At 67.2% G+C, this 24,747-nt stretch carries 20 protein-coding genes; 11 read left to right on the top strand and 9 right to left on the bottom strand.

Annotated elements, in window-relative coordinates:
- Together AC1RQF_RS27905 and AC1RQF_RS27900 are read right to left on the bottom strand one after the other, a co-directional pair.
- Positions 1 to 891, bottom strand: an 891-nt coding sequence (locus AC1RQF_RS27905; RefSeq protein ID WP_492873427.1) for an ESPR domain-containing protein, incomplete at its 3' end; no start/stop codon positions are given.
- Between the two features lie 63 nt (positions 892 to 954).
- Complete coding sequence (locus AC1RQF_RS27900) at positions 955 to 1,443, bottom strand: hypothetical protein (RefSeq protein ID WP_492873426.1); 489 nt, start codon at positions 1,441 to 1,443, stop codon at positions 955 to 957.
- Positions 1,444 to 1,467: 24 nt separating this feature from the next.
- Here AC1RQF_RS27900 and AC1RQF_RS27895 point away from each other — a divergent pair, with 24 nt between their 5' ends.
- The 8 genes from AC1RQF_RS27895 to AC1RQF_RS27860 all read left to right on the top strand — a co-directional run bounded on the left by AC1RQF_RS27895 (position 1,468) and on the right by AC1RQF_RS27860 (position 8,607).
- A complete protein-coding gene (locus AC1RQF_RS27895; protein ID WP_492873425.1) occupies positions 1,468 to 2,523 on the top strand; it encodes a serine endopeptidase in 1,056 nt (351 codons plus the stop codon).
- A 107-nt stretch (positions 2,524 to 2,630) separates the two neighbouring features.
- Entirely contained in the window at positions 2,631 to 3,650 is a 1,020-nt protein-coding gene (locus AC1RQF_RS27890) for a VTT domain-containing protein (RefSeq protein WP_273996135.1), read from the top strand.
- Between the two features lie 204 nt (positions 3,651 to 3,854).
- Positions 3,855 to 4,895 carry an isopenicillin N synthase family dioxygenase gene (locus tag AC1RQF_RS27885; protein ID WP_273996134.1) on the top strand — a complete coding sequence of 347 codons (1,041 nt, stop codon included), beginning with the start codon at positions 3,855 to 3,857 and terminating at the stop codon, positions 4,893 to 4,895.
- A gap of 65 nt (positions 4,896 to 4,960) precedes the next feature.
- Entirely contained in the window at positions 4,961 to 5,797 is an 837-nt protein-coding gene (locus AC1RQF_RS27880; RefSeq protein ID WP_492873424.1) for a MetQ/NlpA family ABC transporter substrate-binding protein, read from the top strand.
- A gap of 34 nt (positions 5,798 to 5,831) precedes the next feature.
- Positions 5,832 to 6,500 carry a methionine ABC transporter permease gene (locus AC1RQF_RS27875; protein ID WP_273996132.1) on the top strand — a complete coding sequence of 223 codons (669 nt, stop codon included), beginning with the start codon at positions 5,832 to 5,834 and terminating at the stop codon, positions 6,498 to 6,500.
- Between the two features lie 142 nt (positions 6,501 to 6,642).
- The gene (locus tag AC1RQF_RS27870; protein ID WP_492873423.1) at positions 6,643 to 7,404 is read left to right on the top strand and encodes an SDR family NAD(P)-dependent oxidoreductase; all 762 of its coding nucleotides are present in this window, start codon (positions 6,643 to 6,645) and stop codon (positions 7,402 to 7,404) included.
- Between the two features lie 16 nt (positions 7,405 to 7,420).
- Positions 7,421 to 8,278 (top strand): CmcJ/NvfI family oxidoreductase, encoded by an 858-nt coding sequence (locus AC1RQF_RS27865; protein ID WP_492873422.1) that lies wholly within the window; start codon positions 7,421 to 7,423, stop codon positions 8,276 to 8,278.
- Positions 8,275 to 8,607 carry a hypothetical protein gene (locus AC1RQF_RS27860; RefSeq protein WP_492873421.1) on the top strand — a complete coding sequence of 111 codons (333 nt, stop codon included), beginning with the start codon at positions 8,275 to 8,277 and terminating at the stop codon, positions 8,605 to 8,607. Before AC1RQF_RS27865 ends, AC1RQF_RS27860 begins: the two co-directional genes overlap by 4 nt.
- Positions 8,608 to 8,749: 142 nt before the next feature.
- Here AC1RQF_RS27860 and AC1RQF_RS27855 read toward each other — a convergent pair whose 3' ends face one another.
- From AC1RQF_RS27855 to AC1RQF_RS27845, 3 genes are all read right to left on the bottom strand, one after another.
- A complete protein-coding gene (locus tag AC1RQF_RS27855; protein ID WP_492873420.1) occupies positions 8,750 to 10,603 on the bottom strand; it encodes a ricin-type beta-trefoil lectin domain protein in 1,854 nt (617 codons plus the stop codon).
- 199 nt (positions 10,604 to 10,802) lie between these two features.
- Positions 10,803 to 11,672, bottom strand: a complete 870-nt coding sequence (locus AC1RQF_RS27850; protein WP_273996127.1) for a MurR/RpiR family transcriptional regulator — start codon at positions 11,670 to 11,672, stop codon at positions 10,803 to 10,805.
- Between the two features lie 603 nt (positions 11,673 to 12,275).
- Positions 12,276 to 12,692, bottom strand: a complete 417-nt coding sequence (locus AC1RQF_RS27845; RefSeq protein ID WP_492873419.1) for a hypothetical protein — start codon at positions 12,690 to 12,692, stop codon at positions 12,276 to 12,278.
- 113 nt (positions 12,693 to 12,805) lie between these two features.
- On the opposite strand from AC1RQF_RS27845, the gene AC1RQF_RS27840 reads away from it, so the two are divergent.
- The 3 genes from AC1RQF_RS27840 to AC1RQF_RS27830 all read left to right on the top strand — a co-directional run bounded on the left by AC1RQF_RS27840 (position 12,806) and on the right by AC1RQF_RS27830 (position 18,656).
- Positions 12,806 to 14,794 carry a beta-galactosidase gene (locus AC1RQF_RS27840; RefSeq protein WP_492873418.1) on the top strand — a complete coding sequence of 663 codons (1,989 nt, stop codon included), beginning with the start codon at positions 12,806 to 12,808 and terminating at the stop codon, positions 14,792 to 14,794.
- A gap of 67 nt (positions 14,795 to 14,861) precedes the next feature.
- Positions 14,862 to 16,676, top strand: a complete 1,815-nt coding sequence (locus AC1RQF_RS27835) for an RICIN domain-containing protein (RefSeq protein WP_273996124.1) — start codon at positions 14,862 to 14,864, stop codon at positions 16,674 to 16,676.
- Positions 16,677 to 17,330: 654 nt separating this feature from the next.
- Entirely contained in the window at positions 17,331 to 18,656 is a 1,326-nt protein-coding gene (locus tag AC1RQF_RS27830; RefSeq protein ID WP_443111510.1) for an amino acid permease, read from the top strand.
- A 76-nt stretch (positions 18,657 to 18,732) separates the two neighbouring features.
- On the opposite strand, the gene prnD is transcribed toward AC1RQF_RS27830, so the two are convergent.
- The 4 genes from prnD to prnA are packed head-to-tail and all read right to left on the bottom strand — an operon-like array spanning position 18,733 to position 24,321.
- Positions 18,733 to 19,845: an aminopyrrolnitrin oxygenase PrnD gene (prnD, locus tag AC1RQF_RS27825; protein WP_492873417.1), complete on the bottom strand. Its 1,113-nt coding sequence runs from the start codon at positions 19,843 to 19,845 to the stop codon at positions 18,733 to 18,735.
- Between the two features lie 24 nt (positions 19,846 to 19,869).
- On the bottom strand, positions 19,870 to 21,570 hold the full coding sequence (gene prnC / locus AC1RQF_RS27820; RefSeq protein WP_273996121.1) for a monodechloroaminopyrrolnitrin halogenase PrnC: 1,701 nt from the start codon (positions 21,568 to 21,570) through the stop codon (positions 19,870 to 19,872).
- 49 nt (positions 21,571 to 21,619) lie between these two features.
- Positions 21,620 to 22,705 (bottom strand): monodechloroaminopyrrolnitrin synthase PrnB, encoded by a 1,086-nt coding sequence (gene prnB / locus AC1RQF_RS27815; RefSeq protein ID WP_273996120.1) that lies wholly within the window; start codon positions 22,703 to 22,705, stop codon positions 21,620 to 21,622.
- Complete coding sequence (gene prnA / locus AC1RQF_RS27810) at positions 22,702 to 24,321, bottom strand: tryptophan 7-halogenase PrnA (RefSeq protein ID WP_273996119.1); 1,620 nt, start codon at positions 24,319 to 24,321, stop codon at positions 22,702 to 22,704. Before prnA ends, prnB begins: the two co-directional genes overlap by 4 nt.
- Positions 24,322 to 24,747: the final 426 nt, after the last annotated feature.

The following is a 24,747-nucleotide window of genomic DNA, read 5'->3' as shown; positions in this document are numbered from 1 at the left end:
GCCGGTCGAGGCGGACGACGAGAGCGAAGTCACACTGCTGTTGGTCGAGCTGAGGCCGGTCGAAAGCGAGCTGATACCGCTGTTAGCAGTGGAAAGGCCGGTCGAAGCGGACGACGAGAGCGAAGTCACGCTGCTGTTGGTCGAGCTGAGGCCCGTCGACAACGAGCCGATCCCCGTCGACGCCGACGTCGACAACGAGCTGATCGCGGTCGATGCCGAGGTCGACACGGTGGTCAGCTGGCGCACATTGACTGCATCGGTGTCCTGCGTACCGCCCGCGACGTTGGTGATCTGCCGCAGCGTCGTGCCGTTGCCGACCGACAGCGCGCCCGTGGTCGTCACGTTGGTACCCGAGAAGCTCTCGACGACCGCGCCGCCCGCGCGGTTTGCGACCGAGCCTGCGCCCAGCGCGACCGCGCCGATTTGCGTCGAGGTCGAGGCCGCGCCCAGCGCCATGCCGTCGGTCTGGCCGACCATGCTGTTGGCGCCGAACGCGATGCTGCCGCCGCCGCTCGCGTTGAGCGTGCGCGCATTGGTGCCGATCGCGATGGTGTCCGCGTTGATGGGGGTGAGGCCGCGCGTGCCGCCCGGCGAACTGTCGGCTTCCGCGCCCGAGCCGATCGCGATGCCGCGGATCGAGTACGCGATGGAACCCTTGCCGCCCGCCGCGTTCTGGGCGCCGATCGCGATCACGTCGCCCGTGCCGTCGCCGTCCGTGCCACCGCCCGCGAGATAGGTTGCCTGCGCGCCCGTCGAGCAGGCGATGCCCAGGGCCAGCACCAAGGCGCTTACCGCGGACTTGTTCGGCTTGCCGCGCGACGATGTCAGTTCCGACGTCGCGATCCACGCGCCGAGTGCTTCGTTCCAAATGCTGCGATAAGTGCGATTCATGGTGTCCAACCCCTCTGAATGACGTGATGAGTTCACCGATCAATCAGTCAGAAGAGGTCAGATTTAATCGGCATGAAATATGGCGTAATGAATTTGAAAGTGAATTTTATTGAGACAAAGGTCAGATAAAAACACGTCAACCGATAAATTCTGTAAATTTGACGTTAAATATTGAAAAATGACGTCATCTGACAATCTGGCGAGATGTAAATTTTCCCGTTTCTTGTCAAGTTCCGTTAATTCGAGAGGGTCAGCAGAAAAAGGTATGCAAGCGGTTGGAAGGTCGATTGAAGGCGCGCGGAAGGCTCGCTGAAAGATAAAAAGGCGCGTGAACTGCGACAAGCTGTCGCAGTTCACGCGCCTTTTTAAAGATGCTCTTTTAATGCTTGAATATCGAGAGGGTCGGATAATCGAAAATTGCCCGGAAATAATCATTGGAATCAAAAATGATTTGAACAGGCAATTGATATGAAGATTGATTGCCGCGTGCGATGGCGCGATCATGGCGGCGGGCGCGGAGCCGGTGGCGGATGACGCCGGCGCGCCCGGCATCCGTTTCTTCAGGAGGGCGATACGATGTCGAAGGGCTTGCGCGTGGCTGAGGTCTGGTATCAGCGGGCGTTGTGGATCATTGCGGTGGTGTTTGCCGTGTTTCTGGCCGGGCTGGGCGGCTTGATCGTCGGTGACCTGCCGCGCGTGGCGGCCGACCTGCAGCGCGATACGTTCGTCGACCTGGCCGCGGCCCGTCCGCTCGATGCGCAACTGGCGGCGCTGTCCACCCGGATCACCGCGAATCGTGATGCGCTCGATCAGGCCGGCGTGCTGCTCGATGCCGCGCGGCAGGACACGCGTCAGGCGCGCGAGGCATTCCAGGCGACGGCATCGGCCCGGCACGTGACGGACCGTGCGGACGAGGATCCGTCGGTACTCGGCCATGCGCGCGCATTCGAGGGCGCGACGCAGCGCGAGCGCGCCGCCGAGGCGAAGCTGGCCGATCTCAAGCAGCAGGGGGCGGCGCTCGAACGCGAGCGCGACGGCCTGACCGCGGCGCGCGCCGCGCTCGATGCGGCCGCGCAGACGCGTCTCGACGCGGCGCGCCGTCGCCAGGAACTGCGCGTGTTCGGTGTGCGGCTGCTGTTCACGCTGCCGCCGGTGCTGATCGCCGGCTGGCTGTTCGCGACGCAGCGCAAGAGCCGCTACTGGCCGTTCGTCTGGGGTTTCATCCTGTTCGCGCTGTATGGATTTTTCGTCGAGCTGGTGCCGTATCTGCCGAGCTACGGCGGTTATGTGCGCTATCTGGTCGGGCTGGCCGTGACGGTCGCGGCGGGCCAGTACGCAATCCGCGCACTTGCGCGCTATCTCGAGCGGCAGCGTAGCGAGGAGCAGCAACCCGATGCGGCCCGGCGCGGCGCGATCGATTTCGTCAGTGCCTATGCGCAGATCGACAAGAAGATCTGTCCCGGGTGCGAACGCCCGCTCGATACGGCCGACTCGCAGCGGAATTTCTGTCCGCACTGCGGCATCGGCGTATTCGACGCGTGCGGGCAGTGCCGCGCGCGCAAGAACGCATTCAGCCGCTTTTGCCCGGCATGCGGCGCCCAGGCCGCGCCCGGGGGCGCAAAACAGGTGTAATCAAACGCGTCTAGAATGCGGAAGATACCGGTTTACGCCACGGGAGCGCCGAGGCATGCTGCCGGTCGGGGCGGCCCGGCGGCCGCCCCGCCTTCGAGGAGCGCCCCGTGTGGCATTTTCCAGTCGCAATTCCGTCGTCGCTCGGCCCCTGGGCCGTCTTCCTGAGCGTCCTCATCACGCAGCTTGGGATGCCGGTGCCGGCCGTGCCGATGCTGATCCTCGGCGGCACGATGGCGGCGATGGGGCAGGCTTCCTACGCGGGCATGCTGTGCGCGGCGATCGGCGCGACGATGCTGGCGGATTCCCTGTGGTTCTTCGCCGGGCGCCTGCGCGGCCGGCGACTGCTCAACGGGCTCGTGCGCTTCTCGTTGTCGCTCGACACCACCGTGCGTATCGCGCGCAACGTATTCGAACGCTATGGCGCGCCGCTCCTCGTGCTCGCGAAATTCCTGCCGGGCCTCGGGCTCGTGTCCGCGCCGCTGCTCGGCACGACCGCGGTCGGCGTGCGCGTGTTCCTGCTGTGGGACCTGGCCGGTGCGTCGCTGTGGGCGAGTGTCTGGCTGTTCGGCGGCGCGCTGCTGCATGAGGAGATCGTGCAGCTCGTGCTGTGGGTGCGCCACAGCGGTGGCACCATCTTCGACGCGTTCGCCGCGATCTTCGTCACCTTCCTGCTGTACCGATGGGTGCGGCGCGTGCAGTTCCGGCGCTGGCTCGGGAAGGTGCGCATCACGCCGCAGCAGCTCGACGAGATGATGAAGTCGAACGAGCCGCCGCTGATTTTCGATGCGCGGCCGCGCGCGGTGCGCGAGAAGGAGGCCTACCGGATCGCAGGCGCCTATCCGCTCGATCTCGATACCCCCGAGCAGCTGGATCCGGTGCTGCTCAAGCGCGCGATCGTCGTGTACTGCGTGTGCCCGAACGAGGCCACCGCGAAGCGCATCGTCGCGCAGCTGCATCGCAAGAACATCCGCGATGTCCGCGCGTTGAAGGGCGGCCTCGACGCCTGGGAAAAGCACGGCTACCCGGTCGAACCGCTGCCGTCCGATTTCGACGGGACACGCTACACGGTGCATCAGGAAGAGACCTCGGCCGGCGAATACACGGTGCGCGCCAGCCTGTCGAAGTAAGCCGTTCATCCTCCGCCGGGCCGTTCGGCCCGCGCTTTCACCGCGCCGCGCGTCCGGCGCGGCTGCGTATTTCGCGCGCGCTCGCGCCACCGATTCCGGCATATCCATAGCGGATTTTGTTGTTTTGCCGCGATTTCCCGCTTTGTTAGCATCAATTTCCCGCGATGCCTACGCTTTCCAGACTTTCTGCCGGAATCACGCACCATGACGCTGCAACAAGACGAACAGGCCCGCGCACTGCCCATCCTCGATCTGTCCGACTTCGATTCCGCCGACGCCGCCGCGCGCGACGGTTTTCTCGCCGCGCTGCGCCATGCCGCGCGCGATGTCGGTTTCTTCTATCTGCGCGGTCACGGCATCGATCTCGCGCTGGGCCAGTCGATCCAATCGGCCGCGCGGCGTTTCTTCGCGCTGCCGGAGGCGGACAAGCTCGCGCTTGAAATGGCGAATTCGGCGCATTTTCGCGGCTATACGCGCGCCGGCGACGAGCTGACGCGCGGCCGGCGCGACTGGCGCGAGCAGTTCGACATCGGCGCGGAACGGCCGGTGATCGCGCAGCAGGCCGGCTTGCCGGCCTGGACCCGCCTGCAAGGGCCCAACCAGTGGCCGGACGCGCTGCCGGACCTGAAGCCGGCGCTGCTGCGCTGGCAGCGCGAGCTGACGGGCGTCGCGATCCGCGTGCTGCAGGCGTTCGCGGTCGCGCTCGCGCAGCCGGCCGATGCGTTCGAGGCGATCTACGGCGCGACGCCGAATGAACATATCAAGCTGATCCGCTATCCGGGCCGCGAGGCGACGGGCGACGATCAGGGCGTCGGGCCGCACAAGGATTCGGGATTCCTGAGCTTCCTGTTGCAGGACGAGCAGGGCGGGCTGCAGGTGGCGGCGGACGACGGCGGATGGATCGATGCGACGCCGTTGCCGGGCACCTTCGTCGTCAATATCGGCGAACTGCTGGAACTGGCGACCAACGGCTATCTGCGCGCGACCGTGCACCGGGTGGTGACGCCGCCCGCCGGCCGCGACCGGCTGTCGATCGCTTTTTTCCTCGGCGCGCGTCTCGACGCCACGGTGCCGCTGCTCACGCTGCCGCCCGGGCTGGCAGCGCAGGCGCGCGGGCCGGCGAGCGACCCGGACAACCCGCTGTTCCACGAGGTCGGGCCGAACTACCTGAAGGGGCGGCTGCGCTCGCATCCGGACGTCGCCCGCCGTCACTACGCCGACGTGCTCGCCGCTCAGGCGGCCTGACGCTTATCGCATCGCGGCCGCGCGCTCGCGCGGCGCTTCCTGTTTCCTTTTCCCGTGGGTGTGCCATGTTCGATTTCGTTTCCGGACGCTGCGTCCGTCTGTTGACCGCCTGGGCGGTGTCGTTCGCGGTCGTCGCGCCCGCCGGCGCGGCCGATGCGCCGCCGCTGCGGATCGCCGCCGACGCGATTCCGCACGCGGAAATCCTCGCGTATGCGCAGAAGATCACGCCGGGACTCAAGCTCGATGTGATCGAGATTCCGAACGGCGTGAACCCGAACGAGCTGCTCGCGCACGGCGACGTCGACGCGAACTATTTCCAGCACGTGCCTTATCTGCATTCGCAGGAGGCGGCGCTGGGCCGCAAGTTCGTGGTCGCGGCAAGCGTGCACATCGAGCCACTCGGCGTTTACTCGCGCAGGTACCGCCGTTTCGATCAGGTGCCGGAGGGCGCGACGGTCGCGGTGCCGAACAACGCGACCAACCTGAGCCGCGCCCTGTTCCTGCTGCAGGCGCAGGGCCTCGTGACGCTCAAGCCTGGCCTCACCGGCGTGGATCGCAGCCTCGCGACGCCGCGCGACATCGTCGCGAACCCGAAGCACCTGAAGGTGCTGGAGATCGAGTCGCCGCAGCTGCCGCGCGCGCTCGACGACGTCGCGCTCGCGGTGATCAACGGCAACTACGCGCTCGAAGCCGGGCTGTCGCCCGCGAAGGATGCGCTCGGGCTCGAGCCGGTCGCGGGCAACCCGTATGCGAACGTGGTGGTGACGACGCCGCAGCTGGCCGGCGATCCGCGCATTCGCAAGCTGGCCGACGCGCTCGGTTCGCCGGCCGTCGCGCGGTTCATCCGCGATCGCTACCAGGGCTCGGTGATCCCGGTGCATGCGCCGGGAGCGGGGTCGTGAGGCGCGTCGTCGGCATGACGGGCAGGGAGGCGCGATGAATCCGCAGGATTGGAGCGAGGTGGCCGCGCTGGTCGCGACCGGCACGCTGCAGACGCTCTACATGGTCGCGCTCGCCACGCTGGCCACGATCGCGGGCGGCCTGCCGCTCGGCGTGCTGCTGTGCGTCGCGCGCAAGCCCGGCGTGTTCGATGCGCCGCGCGCGGCGGCCGTGCTCGGATTCGCGATCAACATCGGACGCTCGGTGCCGTTCGTCGTGCTGCTGATCGCGCTGATTCCGCTGACCCGTCTCGTGGTCGGTACGAGCCTCGGCAGCACGGCCGCCGTGGTGCCGCTCGCGATCGGCGCGATCCCGTTCTTCGCGCGCGTGGTCGAGGCCTCGCTCGACGAGGTGGATCGCGGTCGCATCGAGGCGATCGTCGCGATGGGCGGCACCGCGCGTCACGTGGTGCGCGACGTGCTGCTTCCCGAGGCGTTTCCGTCGCTGCTGGCGGGGCTGACGCTGACCGTCGTGATGCTGATCGGCTTCTCTTCGATGGCGGGCGTGGTGGGCGGCGGCGGGCTCGGCGATCTCGCGATCCGCTATGGCTATCAGCGCTTCAACCAGCGCGTGATGCTCGCGACCGTGGTGGTGCTGGTCGTGCTCGTGCAGGCGGTGCAGATGTCGGGCGATCGCCTGACACGGGTGCTCGCGCAACGACGCTGACGCGCATACCAGCGTCATCCGCAGGGTTTTCGAAACGGACTATGCTCATCGGGCCATGCAAAGAGGGGTTTGCAGCGGCGTCGATAAGCTTAGTCCGTTTTGTTCTTTTCATCGCCGGGTCCGGCGAGATAGGGTGAATGACATGACAGATCAATCGCAGTCCGCTTCTCGTCCGCTCGCGTGGGTCGCGGGCGTCGGCGCGAGCGCGGGGCTTGGTGCGGCGGTGGGGCGGCGCTTCGCACGGGAAGGCTATGCCGTGGCGCTGAGCGGCCGCACCGCGGCGCGCGTGGAAGCCGTCGCGGAGGAGATCCGGGCGCACGGCGGCGTCGCGCACGCGCTCGTCGGCGACATCGCGAACGAGGACGACGTGCGCCGCATCGCGGGGCGGGTGCGCGAGCTGGGTGCGTTGCGCGCGGGCATATTCAACGCGGGCAATGCGGTGCGCGGCCCGACGCTCGAACTGCGCGTGGCCGATTTCGAAGGCGCGTGGCGCACCAACGTGATCGGCGGCCTGCTGTTCGCGCAGGCGGTGCTGCCGCAGTTGCTCGACGCGGCGGCGACGAACGAGCCGCGCAGTCTGCTGTTCACGGGCGCGACCGCGTCGCTGCGGGGTCGGGCGCCGTTTGCCGCGTTCGCGTCGGCGAAGGCGGGCCTGCGTTCCCTCGCGCAGACGCTCGCGCGAGAGTTCGGGCCGCGCGGCGTGCATGTCGCGCACGCGGTGATCGACGGCGGGATCGACGGCGAGCGGCTGCGGCAGGGCGCGCCGCAACTCGCCGCGCTGGCGGGCGAGGATGGGCTGTTGTCGCCCGACGCGATCGCCGACAGCTACTGGCAGTTGCATCGGCAGCATCGCAGCGCGTGGACGCACGAGCTTGACCTGCGCCCCTACAAGGAATCGTTCTGACTGACGAGGAATCGCGATGAGCACGGTACTGGAACAGCATCCGCCGGTATGCGGCGGCGAAGTGGAGGCGGAAGTGAATTACCTGGCGCCGGGCGTTGACCGGCCGGTGGCCTATACGTTCGAGCCGCCGCCGGGCACGCCGTGGGTGACGGGCGCGCTCGCGCCGCACCGCGTGACGATCCGCGACGCGCGGCCGCTCGCGGCCGCGGGTGAATTCGGGCTCGACGTCAGCGGTTTCGAGCTGCGCGCGCATCGCACCGCATTGACGGATTTCTCCGATGACGCCGTGATCCGTTCGGTGTACTACGCGGAAGTCGACGCGCTGCTGCGCGCCGCGACCGGGGCGGAAAAGATCGTGATCTTCGATCACACGCTGCGCGACAGCGCGCAAGGCTCGCGGGCGACCGCTTCGCTGCGCGAGCCGGTGCGGCGCGTGCACAACGACCAGACCTTCGTGTCGGCGCCGCGCCGCGTGCGCGACCATCTCCCGGCGGAGGAGGCCGAGGCGCGCTTGCGGCAACGCTTCGCGATCGTCAACGTGTGGCGGCCGCTCGATGTCGTCGAGCGCCTTCCGCTCGCGCTGTGCGATGCCCGCTCGATCGCGCGCGGGGATCTCGTGCCGAGCGATCTCGTCTACCGCGACAAGGTCGGCGAAACCTATTCGATCACGGCCAATCCCGCGCATCGCTGGTACTACTTCCGGCGCCAGCGTCCGGACGAGGTGGCGCTCCTGAAGATCTACGATTCGCTCGACGACGGCCGAGCGCGCCTGACCGCGCACACGGCATTCGACGATCCGACCACGCCCGAGACGGCGCCCGCGCGACGCAGCATCGAGGTGCGCGCACTGGTGTTCTGGCCGCCGGGCGCGTGACGTTCGCCGGGCGATTCGCGCGGCGCGGCACAACGCGCGGCGTCGGCCGCGCCTGTATTGCCGCCATCGATCATGTTGCTCGGCTGTTTGGTTGTTCGGCGACGGCGGGCGTGGCGGGGCGTGGCGATCTGGTGTCCGGCAGGGCGATCGACGCTTACCGGGCGCGCCATGCCCGCGTCATCCACAGGGTTTTCGAAGCGGGCGAGATGTATCGGGCCGCAACCCGCTTCGTGCCGGCGAACATGGCCTGCCGCCCGGCTCCGGCCGCCGACATGGATCGACGCGCGCCGAATCGCGAAGCAGGCAGGGAGTCGGAAACCCTGCGATGACATGGGATTCGGCCAGGAGCGTCAAGCCGGCGCGGCATGGCCCGGGGCAGCCCATCCCTGTTTGCGAGTTGGACTGCCCCGGCGCTGCAACTCACGTCCGGCCTCGAGTGCTGCGCGCCGGACCCGATGCGTTCTCCGGCAATCAGCTTGCCGGCGCGGCGAGGTGCGGTGCGGCCCAAAGCTGGTTCGACTGGTTCACTCCGCACGAATACAGATCGACCGGCGTGCCGACCGCCCCCACGGCGCCCTGATACACGTCGACGCAGCGTCCATCCGCGGCGGCGACGAGTTGTCCGGCGAGCTTGTAGGCGAAGCGCTGCTTCTTGTCCTGCGCGCTGCAGGCGGCGAGCGTCGCCCATTGCCCGGATGCGCCGTTGACGGCGCCGGTGCTGTCCGGAGCGGTCGAGCTCAGGCACAGGCCGGTGCCCGCGAGCTGCACGGTGCCGTCGGTGTTGCGGCTCCACCGCTGTGCCGGCGCCGCGCTGCAGGCGGCCAGCGTCACGGCCGCGCCGGCCGTGGCCTGGTTGGCGTTCATGCAAAGCGGCGTCGCGCCCCAGTCGGTCTGGGTCGCTTCGATCTCTCCCGTCGGCGTCCAGCCGCCGCAGGTGCCGCTCAGCTTCACCATCGCATTGTCGTGCGCGCCGATCGACACCTGCAGCCGGCTGGTCGCGCTCGACGTGCTGTGCGCCCACAGATCGCGCACGGCCAGCGTGCAAGGCGAGCCGCCGACGCCGGTCTTGTAGCCGAGATTCGCGAACGGCAGCGTATAGTCGACGGACGTGCTCCCCTTGTTCAGCACGACGACCGCGAGCCCGCCGTCGGCGAGCGGCTTGGCGACCACGTCGATGCCGGCGCTCGTCGACGGATCGTCGCGCGACACCCGATAACCGCCGATGCCGAGCGCATCCTGGTCGACCGCGATCACCTCGGCGTTGGTCAGCGTCGCGAGCGATTGCTTCAGGTGGGCGTCCTGCGGATTCGCGGCGATCTTGCGCGTATCGGCGCTGATGATCAGCGGCGCGGCCAGCGCGGACCACAGCGCCATCTGGCTGCGCTCCTCGGCGGGCGTCAAGCCGTTGTCGCCGATCAGCAGCTGGTCCGGGTCATTCCAGTTGCCGGGCGAGACGTAGCGGGACAGCGCGATCGTGTCGTTGTAGCTCTGGTAGACGCCTTCCTGATACGCGTCCGCGTTGTAGTAATCCCAGGGATCGCCGACCGGCCGGCCGTTCGCGTCCACCGAGGTGGTCTTGATGTCCGGGCCGGTTCGCCACATCTGGCCGAGCGGGCGCACCCAGGCGAGCGTCGCGTACTTCGACGGCCCGCCGGGGCCGTAGCCCGCCGGCGCGGATTCGTCGAACAGGATCTTGCGCGGCGAGCCGGCCGTTGCCTGGCCAAGCGCGTCGGCCATCTGCTTGAAGAGTTGCTGCGGCGTCGCGTTGCCGGTCGCGCCGCAATTGTCGAGTTTCAGCGCGTCGACGCCCCATGCGGCATAGGTTTGCGCATCCTGTTGCTGGTAGCCTTGCTCGCCGGCAGCGACGCCTTGGCAGGTTTTCGCGCCGGACGTGTTGTAGAGGCCGACGAGCATGCCGGCGCCGTGCACCGAGGTCGCGTAGGCGCCCAGGTCGGGATCGAAGCCGGGCTGTTGCGAGCCGCCCCAGCGCGTGGAGCCCTGGATCTGGCCGGCGCCGTTGCGCATCATCCAGCAGTCGTCGACCATCAGCATCGTGTAGCCGGCCGACACGAGCCCGGTGCCGCGCATCGCCTCGGCCTGATCGAGCATGAAGCGCTGAAACGAATAGCCGGCGCGCGCGCTGCCGTCGAGCGGTGCTTGCGGGACGCATTGGAAACGCGCCCAGTCGTTGAAACCCATCGGCGGCGTCAGCGACAGCGGCGTGTTGGTGTTGGCGGCGACGGGGTCGGCGTAGGCCGCATGACTGAGCCAGAGCGGCACGCAGGCGAGCGCGCCTGAGGCGAGTCGGACGAACGGAATGCGCATTCGATTCTCCAGATGGGCGGGCAGAAGGCCGCGCGGGCGCCGTCGCGCCGTTCGCGCCGGACTCTGCTGGATCGGCGGTCAAAGGACAGGCAATGCTCGGTCGTTTCGGGAGGCGATCTACATTTGGATTCCTAAATTAATGGGTGAAATGAAGACGGAGCGGGCAATAGGCGGCGCAGGGTGTCGCGCCGCGCGGCGGTCAGGAGGCGCCGCGTGGCTTGCGCGACGGACTCGAATGCAGCGCGGCTTTCGCGCGGCGGATTTTTTCCAGGACCTCGCCATCCTGATTGAGCGTGACGCCGAGCGCGATCGTGTCGATCGCGCAGAGCTGCACGATGCGCGAAACGCCCGGCATGTTGGGGTCGATCGCGGTGGGGAGATGCAGGATGATCGGAACATCGACGAGCGCGACGAGCGGCGCGCCCGCATTCGTCAGCGCGATGGTGGTCGCGCCGCGCTTGCGGGCGATCCTGATGCTGTCGTTGATCTCTTCGCTGCGGCCCGCGTGCGAGATCGCGAAAACGACGTCGCCCGGTTCGACGAGGCCCGCGTGCAGGCGCTGCAAGTGCGCGTCGGAAAAGGCGCTCGCCGGAATGTCGAGCCGCAGGAAGCGCAGCAGCGCATCCTGGATCACCAGCCCGGAGCCCGAGCCGACGCCGATGAAGATCACGCGCCGGGCGCTCGAGATCGCGCGGATCGCCGCATCGAGTTCCGCCGTATGGATCGTCTCGCAGGCGTGCTGGATGCCGGCGGCCGTCGTGCGGAAGACCTTGTCGACGAGCGTGGCGGTGGTGTCGTCGCGCTCGATCGACGCCTGCGAATAGGACAGGCCGCCCGCGAGGCTTTGCGCGAGCTTCACCTTGAAATCGCGCAGCCCGTCGGTGCCGACCGCTCGACAGAAACGCGTGACGGACGGTTCCGACACCGCCGCGCGGCGGGCGAGTTCGGTAATGCTCGCGTGCAGGGCGAAATCGACGTCGTCGAGCACCAGATCCGCGACTTTCTGTTCGGCCGGACGCAGTTCGCCGAACAGCTTGCGGATGTGCGGAATCAAATTGGGCGCTGACACGGTACTCCCTGGGTGCGCGTGCGGCGCGCGGCGGCGGCAGATGCGAGGCCCGTGGCGTCGATTCAGGCATCTGCCGCTGTTCGCGTCGGCCGCACCGGTGTGGCGAAGCGGTCATTCTAAGGTCTGACGCGGGTGCCCGGCCCGCCTGGCGACACGTCATCTCGCATCGGGCAGCGTCGCCGGGCATGCGCGGGCCTGGCCCGGGGCGGCGTCGCGTGGCGTGCGCTGCGTACAGGGTTCGCACGTCGGCGAGCCGTTCTGTCGGGCCGGTCGGCGGCGAATCCGTGGTGCCGGCGCGGACGAGCCCCGGATCGCCAAGCGCCGCGAGACGACGACGCGATGCGCAGCCGCTGCCGCCGCCCGCGTTCTGGACTAACCCGAACTGGTTCATCTGTCCGTCCCCTCCCTGGTGCCCGGCGGATGCTGAGGCCCCGCTCCTGTGCCGCGGTAGTGTAGATCAATGTATGAAAATTTCAAACATGAAAAGAAAGGCCGTTCGCACTTTCCGATCGGTGCCGGATTGTTTCGTTTAAAAGGCTTGATAGCACGTTAATGATGGGGCGATCCATACTGGAGCGTGAATCGATCCAATATGTAGGATTTTTACAAGGCGATGATCTCGAAGCGAGCGCCTCGTGTGTCGGGTCGATTGGCAACACGTCGGTCGGTCGAACGGGAGCGGCGATGCCGAGCCCCGTCATGCGGGCATGGCGGCGATCGTCGCGCTGCTGCCGAAAGGACGGGGTCCGGCACGGCGTTGCATCCGTCATCAGGATGGCCGTCGCCCCGCATTTCCCTTGAGCCGGATTCGACGCCATGAAACAGCCGATACGAATCCTCGATGCCGAGGACATGCTGGGATGCAGCAAACAGGCGATGAAGCCGAGCGTTTTTGGGATTCAACACGATCTTGCTGACAAATCGAGATTTGCCATGTAGGATTTTTTCAAGAAAACAAGACGAGCGGAAGGCCGGGCCGTTGCGACGGCCCGGCTGCTGCGATAGGCACGGGTCGTTCACGTGCGGATCGCGCGGATTGATCAGGTCCGCGCCGCTCGCTATGGAATCCTAATGAGAGACAGGCTTGCGCAACGGAGAAAACCCGCTGCGCGATCACAACGAGGGCGGGCATGATGACGAACAGAAGAAACTTCCTTGCGTTCACGACGCTGGCGCCGGTCATGGCCGCGTGTGGCGGCGGCGGCGACGACGGCACGGGCGGTGGCGGGCCGCTGTCGACGTCGGCTGCGGCCGGCGTCGACTCGTCCGTCGAGGCGGCGCAGGCGCCGCAACCGAGCAGCTGCGGGCGCCATACGTTCGCGTTCGCCCGGAACGGCTCGGCATTCCTGCTTGACGGTCGCGTATTCCAGATCCGCAGCGGCGAGATGCACCCCGCGCGGATTCCCGTCGAGTACTGGCGTCATCGGATCCGGATGGCGAAGGCGATGGGGATGAACACCATCGCGCTCTACATCATGTGGAATTACCACGAGTCGGCGCCGGGCGTATTCGATTTCCACACGGACAACCGCGACATCGCCGCGTTCATCCGGCTCTGCCAGGACGAGAACATGTGGGTGCTGCTGCGCCCCGGCCCGTACGTGTGCGGCGAGTGGGACCTGGGGGGCATGCCGTCCTACCTGCTGCGCTATCCCGACATCCAGCTGCGCGTCAATTCGACCACCGACCCGCGTTACATGGCCGCGGTGTCGCGCTACATCGCTCGGCTGGTGCCGATGGTCGCGCCGCTGCTGGTCGGGAACGGCGGCCCGATCCTGATGATCCAGATCGAGAACGAGTTCGGCTCCTATGCGCGCGATCCGGCGTACATGGAGGAGATTCGCCAGCTGTGGGTGAACGGCGGGATCAACGGCCCGTTCTACACGGAGGACGGCCTGACGCAGCTCGAACAGAACCAGTCGAACGTGACGGGCGGCGCGATTGCATTGAGCGGCGGGACGGCTGCCGACATCGCGACGGCGCGCACCCGTTATCCGGACGTGCCGGCGATGGCGGGCGAGGTGTATCCGGGCTGGCTCACGCATTGGGGCGACGCGGTGCTGCAAGGAACCGCGACCGACATCACGACGACGCTCGACGCCCTGATGCGCGGCAAGTTGTCGTTCAACCTGTACGTGATCCACGGCGGCACGAGTTTCGGCTTCTTTTCCGGCGCGAACACCGACGGGACCAGCGGCGAGTATCAACCGGACATCACGAGCTACGACTATGCCGCGCCGATCAGCGAGCAGGGCGTCGCCACCGCGCACTACCTGCGCTATCGCAAGCTGATCGCCGGCTACCTGCCGATGCCGCTGCCGCCGGTTCCCGCGCCGGTTCCGACGCTCTCGGGCGTCGCCGCGATCACGCCCGCGCCGTTCGCGTCGCTGTGGGACAACCTGCCGGCGGCCTTGCCGGCGGAGCGTCCGCAGCCGTTCGAGGCGTACGGCCAGGCATTCGGCCTCGTGCTGTATCGGCGGGCGCTGCGGGGGTATGCCGGGGGCGTGCTGACCGCAACCGACGTCCACGACTATGCGACGGTGTACGTCGACGAGCACTATGCGGGCGGCATCTCGCGCGCCGCGCTGCCGGCCGATTACGCGCAGGCATTCAACCTGACCCATCATGCGCCGCTGACGCTGTCTCCCGCGCTCGCGACGTCCCCCGCGCCGACGCTCGACATCCTGGTCGAGGGGATGGGGCGCGTGAACTACGGCCATGCGATCGTCGATCGCAAGGGCATCCTGCAGTCGATCGCGCTGCAGCCGAACGGCGGGGCCGACGCGGAACTGCTCGATTGGGGCGTGCATCTGCTGCCGTTCGACGCCGCGTACGTGGCCGGCCTGCGGCCCGTCGTGACGAATCCGCGCAGGAGCGGCCTGTTCTTCAAGGCGACGTTCAACCTGAATGCGGCCGCCGACACCTATCTCGACATGAGCGCGTGGACGAAGGGCTTCGTCTGGGTGAACGGCCGCCACCTCGGCCGCTACTGGAAGATCGGGCCGCAGCATCGGCTCTATTGTCCCGCACCGTGGCTGCGGCCGGGACTCAACGAAGTCCTGGTGTTCGATCTGCATCAGGTCGACAGCCGGCCGATCGCGTTCGCCCGCACGCTCGCCTGAGCGGCCGTTTTCATTCGGCCGGCGGCGGCCGGCTGCCTTCGATCCGTTTCAGATTCCGGGAGATACCATGAAATCGACGCTACGATGGCTTGCCGTGATGTGCGCGAGCAGCGCGCTCGGCATGGGGGGCGCGCACGCGGCGACGTTCAGCGCGGCATCGGCGGTGCAGGCGAGCCCTGTGTCCGACAGTCCGAACTCGCTGTTCATCGATCGCAACGGCGCGTTCTACGTGCAGAACGCGTTCGCGCAATACGACGACGTGCCCGCCAATCATTACTGGAAGTTCTACACGGGGCCGAACGTGGATTCGCTGACGGAGTCCGCCGCGCATTCCCAGTACGACACCCGCGTGCTGTGCAACGCCAGGAACCCGGTCGCGATCGCGCTGTTCGGTCAGCCGGTGAAGTCGCACACCGGTTACACGCAAGCGGACTACTGCGACCTGATCGGCGTGTGGGTGGATCCGGATTCGGGCGACTGGTACGGGATCGTTCACAACGAGCTGTTCGGCAACGACCCGCGCGTCGACGCGATCTCGTATGCGATTTCCACCGACCAGGGCGCGAACTGGACGCTGCAGGCGCCGATCCTCACGTCGCCCTACGGCCGCGGCGATCCGAAGACGCCGTATTACTACTACGGCGACGGCGATCCGCGCCTGTACGTCGACAACGTGTCCGGTTACTTCTACCTCTTCTACACGAGCCGCATCCTGGGGCAGAACGGCAACCCGAGCGGCTTCGACAACTACATGTGGGCGCACGCCGCGCGCGCGCCGATCAGCGACAAGATGAAGCCGTCGTCGTGGCGGAAGTTCCACGACGGCAAGTGGGAGCAGGCGGGCGGCACGAACTGGACCTGCGACGCGGCGACGGCCGCCGCGACGCCGTGCGCGGCCGCGCCTGTGTCCAGCGCGCTCGAATCGAACCTCGCGGGGCCGGCGACCGACCTGAGCGCGCAAGGCGGGCCGGCCGCCGACCAGACGGGCGGCGAGACGTTCGCGCCGCCGGCGCAGGGCGCGGGCGACCTGCTGTCGGCCGGCTATACGAACGGCACGATGCGCGTGATGAGCGTCGCATGGAACGTGTACCTGCAGAAGTACCTTGCGATTGCCGAGGACCGCACGATTTCGAATCCCGGCACCCGCGAGTTCGACTACGGCGCGCCGGCCACGACGCTGAAGTTCTATGTGTCCGACGATCTGGCGACGCAACGCTGGGCCTTCGCCGGCAGCGTGCCGTATTCGTCGACCTCCTGGTATCGCTGGTTTACCGACAGCGTGTCGAAGACGTCGGCCGCGACGCTCGGCAGCACGTTCCGCACGTATTGCGTATTCGGTTCCTGCTCGAAGTACGATGCGGAATACATCGACGTGACGGTCGCGCTCGAGCCGGCGAAGGGCCACGCGCCGGCGGCGTACGCCGATGCGGGCGGCGTCACGGTGCCGGTCGCGTCCGGGTCGAGGCGGGTGTACATCGTGCATCCGGGCAGCGCGGCGACGAATCTGCCTGCCGCCGCTGACGGCGCATGGACGCTGGACGCCGTCGGCGACGGCTTTTTCACGCTGCGGCTCGGCAAGCGCTATCTCGGCGTGGGCGGCGGCGCTGCCGGACGCGCCTGGGGCGCGGCGCCGATCTGGACGTCGAGCGCCGCGGGCGCGCGGCAGCAATGGTATTTCCAGAAGATCGGCGATGGCGCGGCCGGCGGCTATCGGCTGGTCAATCGCGACAGCGGGCTCGCGCTGAACGTGCCCGGCAGCGCACTGACGGCGAACCTCGCCGGCGTGGCGACCGTGCCGATCCGCAGCTGGGATGCGGCGCCGCGCGCGTCGATCGCGGTGTGGCCCCGGGCGCAGCAGGCGTTGCGCCTGGTCGCGAAGTGAGTCGCGCGCGCGGATGAGGCGGGGATCCTGGCGCGAGCGCACGTTGCGCCGACGACGCAGTGGCCGGGTCAGGCTCGTCGAGCATCGCCGCGCGTGTGCGATGGTGGGCCGGACGCGCGACGCTCACCGGGCGATCCGTTTAAGGCGGCATTAAGGCCGGTGTCAGTCGCGCGTAAAAATCGGTGGCGGGCGGGCATGAATTATCTCTATAATCGTTCCTGCATTTTGACCGACCGCGCGAGATTGATTTAAGACGCCAATACACCGTCCGAGGTTCGCCTGTCGAGCATCGCATTGCTGGAGCGCCGCGCCTTTGCGCGGCGCGCGCCAGCGCCCGTCCCGCGGGCGTGAGCGCGCTTCTGTCGCCGGCGGCGAAAGCCGATCCTGGATATAGCCGGCGTCCGGCCCGATCGCAGCGAATTAACGCATTCGCATTATTGCGAATACGGCGTTGAATCCGATCGATTTCGAATCATTTTCGATGCCAATCCCAATGCGCATTCCGTGAATGGCATGCGGGACTTCGCTCGCGCCGGTCGTTTGATCCGACACGACAACGGCAGCGCGCGACGGCACGCCGCCAGGAGGCAGATCCCAGTGAAAGCGCAAGACGAACAACTGCATCGCGGCCTGGAAGAGCGGCACATCAACCTGATGGCGCTCGGCGCCACCATCGGCGTGGGCCTGTTTCTCGGCTCCGCCGCCGCGATCCGCACGGCCGGCCCGGCCATTCTGCTCACCTACATCCTCGGCGGCGTCACGATCTTCCTGATCATGCGCGCGCTCGGCGAGATGGCGATCCACAACCCGGTCGCGGGCGCGTTCAGCCGCTACGCGCAGGACTATCTCGGGCCGCTCGCGGGCTATCTCACGGGCTGGACCTACTGGTTCATGTGGATCGTCACCTGCATGGCGGAAATCACCGCGGTCGGGGTCTACATGCACATGTGGTTCCCCGACGTGCCGAACTGGATCTGGACCTTCGCCGCGCTGGTGCTGATGGGCGCGGTGAACTTCATCGCGGTCAAGCTGTACGGCGAGTTCGAATTCTGGTTCGCGCTGATCAAGATCGTGACGATCGTGCTGATGATCGCGAGCGGCGCGCTGATGATCGTGTTCGGCTTCGGCAACGGCGGCGTCGCCACCGGCATCTCGAACCTGTGGACCCACGGCGGCTTCATGCCGAACGGCTTCACGGGCGTGATCGATGCGCTGCCGATCGTGATGTTCGCGTATCTCGGCGTCGAGATGCTCGGCCTGACGGCGGGCGAGGCGCGCAATCCGGAGAAGTCGCTCGCGAAGGCGGTGAACTCGGTGTTCTGGCGCGTCGTGATCTTCTACGTCGGCGCGCTGTTCGTGATCATGTCGATCTACCCGTGGGATCAGATCGGCACGCAGGGCAGCCCGTTCGTGATGACGTTCTCGCGGCTCGGCATCCCGGCGGCGGCGGGCATCATCAATTTCGTGGTGCTGACGGCGGCCTTGTCGTCGTGCAACAGCGGCATCTTCAGCACCGCGCGCATGCTGTACAACCTCGCGCAGCAGCGCCAGGCCCCGGCCGGCCTCGCCTCGGTGAACCGGCGCGGCGTGCCGGTGTACGGCGTGTTGATCTCGGTCGCGCTGCTGCTGATCGGCGTCGTGCTCAACTATTTCGCGCCGCAGAAGGTGTTCGTGTGGCTCACGTCGGTGTCGACCTTCGGCGCGATCTGGACCTGGTGCGTGATCCTCGTCGCGCAGCTGCGGTTCCGCCGCCATCTGTCGCCGGCGCAGTTCGCGCGCCTGCCGCTGCGGGTGCCGTTCTATCCGCTGTCGTCGTTCGTCGCGCTCGCGTTCCTCGCGTTCGTGGTGGGCCTGATGACGCTGTCGCCGGACACGCGCGTCGCGCTGGTCGTCGGCCCGCTGTGGATCGTCGGCCTCACCGTGTTCTATTTCGTGTACCACGCGGGCCGGCGCGCGCCGGTCGCGTCGCCCGACGCCTAGCGCCTGTCGTGAACCGATCCCGATAAGCGGCAAAGCGCATGGCCATCTCGCGGGCCGCCGACTCGCGCATCGCCGCTCATTCGCGGCCGCGCGGTCGAGCGGTCGTCTCGACGACGCGGTCGACCCAGTCCCGGTAGAACGCGCGGTACTTGAGCACGAGCTTGTCGTACTTGCTGTACGCGCCGCCGCCGTCCGGCTTCATCCCGTTCCAGATCTTGACGTCGTACCCCGCGGCCTGTCTGGTCTGCAATCCGAACAGCACGAAGTCGGTCGCGCGGCGCAGGGCGCCGCCCGCCTTCCTGATCGAGATGAGCATGTGCATGACGTTCTTGCCGTCGCTCACGGGCGTCACGCACTGGAGCAGCTTGTATTTGGCGTCCCCGTCCAGGGCGACGGTCATGACGCACCCGCCGGGGTAGCCGTCGAAGTGCAGGTTCATCTGCGACATGTTGAGGCCGAGCGCGCGCGACAGCATGCCGAGGGGGCCGAAGTAGCGGTCCACGGTGAAGTCGATCCCGGCGCCGAACCACGCGCCCGCCCGCGCCAGCGACTCGACCTCCGGCCACCGGCGCCAATCGTCGAAGAGCTTGAGCTCGAAGGCCGTGACCGGGAGCGCGTGCACGGGCGTCGCGTGCTGCGCGTCGTAGAAGTTCTCGACGATCCGCAGGACCGCAGTCGTCGTCTCGAACGCGAAGTGCAGGTGCATGTAGTCGCCGTTGTCGACGTCGGCCGCGGCGATTTCGGGCAGCGGGTGCAGCGGCTGCGGGGAGCCGTACCAGACCCACACGTAGCCGTATCGCTCGGTGGTGGCCAAGGTCGGCTGGCGCGCCCCGCGCGGGACCGGCTCCAGCCGGCGCACCGCAAGGCTGTGGCCGGGGATGTGAACGCATTGGCCGTGCTCGTCGTACCGCCAGTGGTGGAACGGGCACTGGATGCACCCGTCCATGACCCGCCCGTCGGCCAGGTTCGCGCCGAGGTGCGAGCAGTGGCGGTCCATCACCACGGCCCGCCCCGTCGCGCCGCGCCACGCCACGCACGGACGGCCGAAGAGCGTCAACTCCGTCGGCTTGTCCTTGAGGTCGTCCGAGCGCATCGCGACGTACCAGCTCGCGGCCAGGCGCGTGGTCGCGTCGTACGCCCCCGGGGAATGCTCCCGGGTGCCCGCTTGATCCAATTGAACGTCGTTCATCGTTTTCGTTCCGGCGTCGGCCGACTACTTCAGCGCCAAGCCGATGCGGGTCGTGACGTACGCCTTGAGCAGCGCGAACATCGGGTTGTAGTCGAAGTACTTTTTCACCTCTGCCGGCGCGCTGGTTTGCGTCCAGTGCATCAGCTTCATCGCCGGCAGCAGGCTGTACTTCGAGTTGTTGAGCTGCGGCTTGGCCCCGGTGATGCAGTACCCGAAGCCGAACATCGGCCTGGCGAAGTCGCGTTCGTCGATGAGGGCGTGGATCCGCGCCGCGGCTTCCTCGGCCGGCTTGAGCCCGGCGCTCACGGCCTCGACCTCGGCTTTGGCGTCGTTGAACAACTGGTAGTAGCCCTCCATGTCCGCGCACAGGTACCCGAGGTACGGTGGGTCGTTGTCGAGGTGATCGAGGTCGCCCTCGTCACGCGACGCGCGGAACCTCGCGTGGGCCTGCACGAGCCGGAACTGCCCGAGGATCGTGCCGACCGCCCACAGCCGGTGGAACGCATCCCACAGGCGGAAATCCGAGAACGCCGTGTAGCAGCAGCTGACGAAATCGTCGTTGTGGTCCAGGAGCTTCTGCTGCAGGCGCTCGATGTACTCGAAGCGCTCGGGGGAGAAGTCGTCGTCGCGCAGCGCCTTGATGAGGCGCGCCGCGAGCGCGTGGATGGTCACCGCGGTGTTCTCGAGCCCCCGGGAGAAGAGCGGGTCGATGAAGCCGTTCGCGTGCAGCATCAGACAGTAGCGGTCGCCGACGCAGGCGCTCGACGAGAATTGCAGGCGGTCGGTCCTGACCCAGTCGCGCACCGGCACGGCGTCCCGGAATTGCGCTCCGATGCTCGGGAAGCGCGCGAGGAATTCATCGAATTCCTGCTGCGCGGAGATGTCCGTTTTCGGGTGGACGCGCGGGTCGAGCTGCAGGCCGACGCTCACCAGGTTGTTGGTCGACCGCGGGTGGTTGTTGAACGGAATCACCCAGAGCCAGCCGCCCGCGAACATGTGGTGCAGGGTCCCCTCGTGCCAGCGCCAGCGCTGCCCCTTGACCTTGAAGATGTCGTCGAACGGCTTGACCCCGAGCATGTGCGTGTAGAGGCTGCGCGAGTGCGTCTTGAAGCGACACGGCTCCTCGCGGAGCTTGAACTTGGTCGCGAGCGGCGCGCGAGGGCCTCCGCAGTCGATCATGTACCGGCCGGTGAACCGTTCGCCCTGGGCGGTGGTCACCGCGACGCCGTCCTTGTCGGCGTGGTATTCGGTCGCGTTCGTCTTCTGGCGGACCGTGCAGCCGTATTGAATGGCGGCCTGCAACAGGTAGGCGTCCACGTCTTGCCGGTAATAGTGGCTCTCCGGGCCCCACGGCAGCTCGGGAATGACGCACTGCGTGAACTCCTTCGGGTCGTGCTCCTGGCCGGGCTTGTGGAACACGAAGCCGAAGTTGCGCTTGATGCCCGTGCTCGACGCGACGTAACGCTGCGTCGCGTAGAACGACGTGATGCGGTCGAGCTCCGGAATGCCGTAGCGATCGGCGATGATGCGGTTCATCAGCGACGTCTCGGGGATCGACGATTCGCCGATCGTGAACCGCGGGTGCGACGACTCCTCGATGATCAGCACGCGAAACTGTTGTTTGGCCAGGATGGCGCCCATCTGGGTGCCGGACATGCCCGAGCCGAGGATGATCACGTCGTAGTGGTTGCTATCGCGCCCGTTCGCGGGGTTCAGCTGAGTCATGGGGCAACTCTCCTGGTGGGATGGAACACAGGGCCGCACGCGTCAGGCGTCAGGACTCGTCGAGCGCGGCGCGGAGGCGGGCCCGCACGGCGCGCGTGAGCGTGAGCAGATCGCCGAGCATGCTGGGCGCGTATCCCCCGCTGCCGATTGCGGGGCCGCTGCGGCCGACTTCGTACGTCCGCTCCGCCAATTTGAGGTGGGGTGCGCGGAAGCGCAGCAGGATCTCGAAGACCCGGTCGAGGGCCGCCAGCCCGGCCCTGACGGACTCGTCCCGCGCGCCGAACGCGTGCGCCTCGCCGAGCGCGCGGTCGACCAGCGCCGGCTCCCCGGCGAACCGCGCGTAGACCGCCCTGAACGCGGGAAGCACGTAGGGCAGGTAGGTCTCCTTGAATTCTCGGTAAGTGGGGTGGTCCGATTGTGAGCCCCATAGGACGTGCTCCAGCACGAAGAGGGGCATTTCCACGGCACCGGGGCCGAGGTAGCTCTGGCCCCCGACTCGAATCGGTTCGTAGAAGGGGCGCAGTTCGTCGTAGAAGACCTGCACCGAGATGAAGCGGAACGCGTAAACGATCGATTCGACCATTTTATGAAGATAGGCCGCCAGCTCGTCGCATCCTTGCGCGAACGCGGGCGATCGCAGGGGCACGTCGGACAGCTCGACGGTCAACGCGATGGCCGCCTCGAGGTTTGCCATCGAGATGCGCACGCTCGCGAGCAGGTGCGCTTCGTCGCTGAGCCCGGTGTAACTCCGCTGCGCGTCGGCCGTCGCGGGATTCCAGACCGTCACATGCAGGAGCGTCTCGCGCGGTGGCAGGCCGGTCACACGCGCCAGGTCGAGCAGCACTGGTTCGAGCCCGGGCACCACGTCCGTGGGTTCGTGTCCGTGCCGCTTGAGCGACCCCAGGAAGAACCCGATGTCCCGCATCGCGGCGGCGGCTTCGACGAAGCCCCAGCCGGAGGGCACGCCGCGCGCCGGGAGGAACTCGTGCAATAGGCCAACGATGCCGGGCACGTCCTTTTTACGGTTCAGGCCCGGCAGCTGCAGAACGAGCGCCCGCGCCTGCAGCGGATCGCAGGCCGCCACCGCGGCGTGCGTGGCCGCGAATGCGCATACCCGGTCCAGGGCGCGCATCATGACAGGGTTTCCGGCGCCGCGAGCGTCGGCCCGGGCTGACTGCGAGACGGCCCCGCGTCGCCCCCGCGCAGCGACCGCAGGTAGTCGTAGTTGGTCGGCAGGCTCGTCCGCAGACGCTCGGCCTCGCGCCGGATGCGGGCGAACATCGCCTCGGCCTTCTCGATCGACTCCGGTCGGTGCTGCAAGAGCGGCAGCGACCGGTCGGGCAGCATGCCCAAGCCGGCAAAGACGCAGTAGTAGTTTCCGTTCAACCAGAAGTTCTTGAATTCGTAGTCGAAGGTCTCGTAGTACGTGGAATCGTCGAACGACGTGGTGGTCAGCGGCAGCCCGGCCTTGTAGCGCTCAACCTTCTCTTTGATCGCGTCCGAGAGCCGCAGGTCGTGCCGGTTCGCGAGCCAGAAAGGCGTGTCTTCGCGCGACGTGGTGAAGTAGTGCGCCTGGACGAAATCCCGGCAGTCGTCGAACATGTGGACGATCTCGGCGTTGAACGCGTCGGCCAGGCGCGGATCGAACGCGGTATCGGGGAAGTGCTTCACGAGCTGATAAAGCGCCGCGTAGATGAAGTAGATTCCCGTCGATTCCAGGGGCTCCAGAAAGCACGACGACAGCCCGATCGCGACGCAGTTGTTGACCCACGCCCGTCCGTTGCGCCCGACCCGGAACTTGATCTGGTTGAGCGGCTGCTTGTCCGAGAGGCCCCAGAGGTCGAGGAAGTCGGCGGTGGCCTGGTCGCGCGAGGTGAACTTGCTCGAGAAGACGTAGCCGCTGCCGAACCGGCCCAGCATCGGTATCTTCCAGGTCCACCCCGCGTTCATGGCGATCGAGGAAGTGTACGGCTCGATCCCCACGCGCGCGTCTGCGTTGGGCACGGCGCTGGCGACCGCGCTGTCGCACAGCAGGTAGTCGGACATGTCGATGAAGGGTTCCTTCAGGGCCTGGTTGATCAAGAGCCCCCGCATGCCGGAGCAGTCGATGAACAGGTCCGCTTCCAGCGTCCGTCCCTCCTTGGTGGACAGGCTGGAGATGTAGCCGCGGTCGTTCAGGTGAACCCCCTCGACCTCGTCGACCACGCGGCTCACGCCGCGTTCGACGGCCCAGCGCTTCAGGAAGTCGGCCACCAGGTGCGCATCGAAGTGCCACGCGTGGGACATCTGGCGGGTGCCGTCGGGCAGGCACGGCGCGAGCTTGTCGTCGAGCGCCTCGGGCTGCGGGTAGCAGGCGTACTCCATCGGCTGCCGGAAGCCCTGTTCGCGCTTGCGAAGCCAGTAGTGGGTAAGCGGCACGCCGTCGCAGTTCGGCACGGTGCCGAACAAATGGTAGAAGTAATCGTCGCGCGAGCGGTCGGGCGATTTCCTCCAGTTCACGAACTTGATGGCGGCCTTGAACGCGCCGTTCACCTGGGGCATCCACTCCCGCTCCGGTATCCCGAGGAAGTCGAAGAACACCTTCTGCAGATTCGGGATGGTCGCCTCGCCCACGCCGATCCGGGGAATCGCCGCGGATTCGATGAGCGTGATGTTCGCCTGCTGCTGGAGCGCCCGGACGAGGTACGAGGCGGCCATCCAGCCCGCGGTGCCGCCGCCCACGATGACGATATTCTTGATGGGGTTGCTCATCACACTCTTCCCATAGGACTTAAAACCTGAATGGATAGTGCCGTCTTATCGGACTGAACTCGCCACTCGTCCGGTAACGCGTCATAACGTGTCTGGCTCATCACGACAAATCGACAAATGACACCGGGAAGGCATGGTGAATCGCAACGAAGTTGGGCAGCGCTGCGTGAAAGAACTTCCCCTCGCCGCATCACCCGACCACAGCACGCCGTCCAGCGCACCGGTCCGCAGCAGAGGACGCACTGGCCCCTCCGACGAGACCGTCTTTCGGGTGCCTGCCACGTCTCCAGGGCAGTGGGGGATGTCCATCAACGCAATACCCGGACACCGTTGCCTGCATCCCGAGAGGGTGATGCGAGGCTGTTTTTCTCTCAACTTAAACAAAAGGACAACTTAGCAATATGAGTCGCTCATCGCACCGTCGGC

This window comes from Burkholderia sp. GW821-FHT14F03, assembly GCF_058803765.1.
The sequence above is the reverse complement of the archived record's forward strand: the minus strand, read 5'-3'. Positions and strand labels throughout refer to the sequence as shown.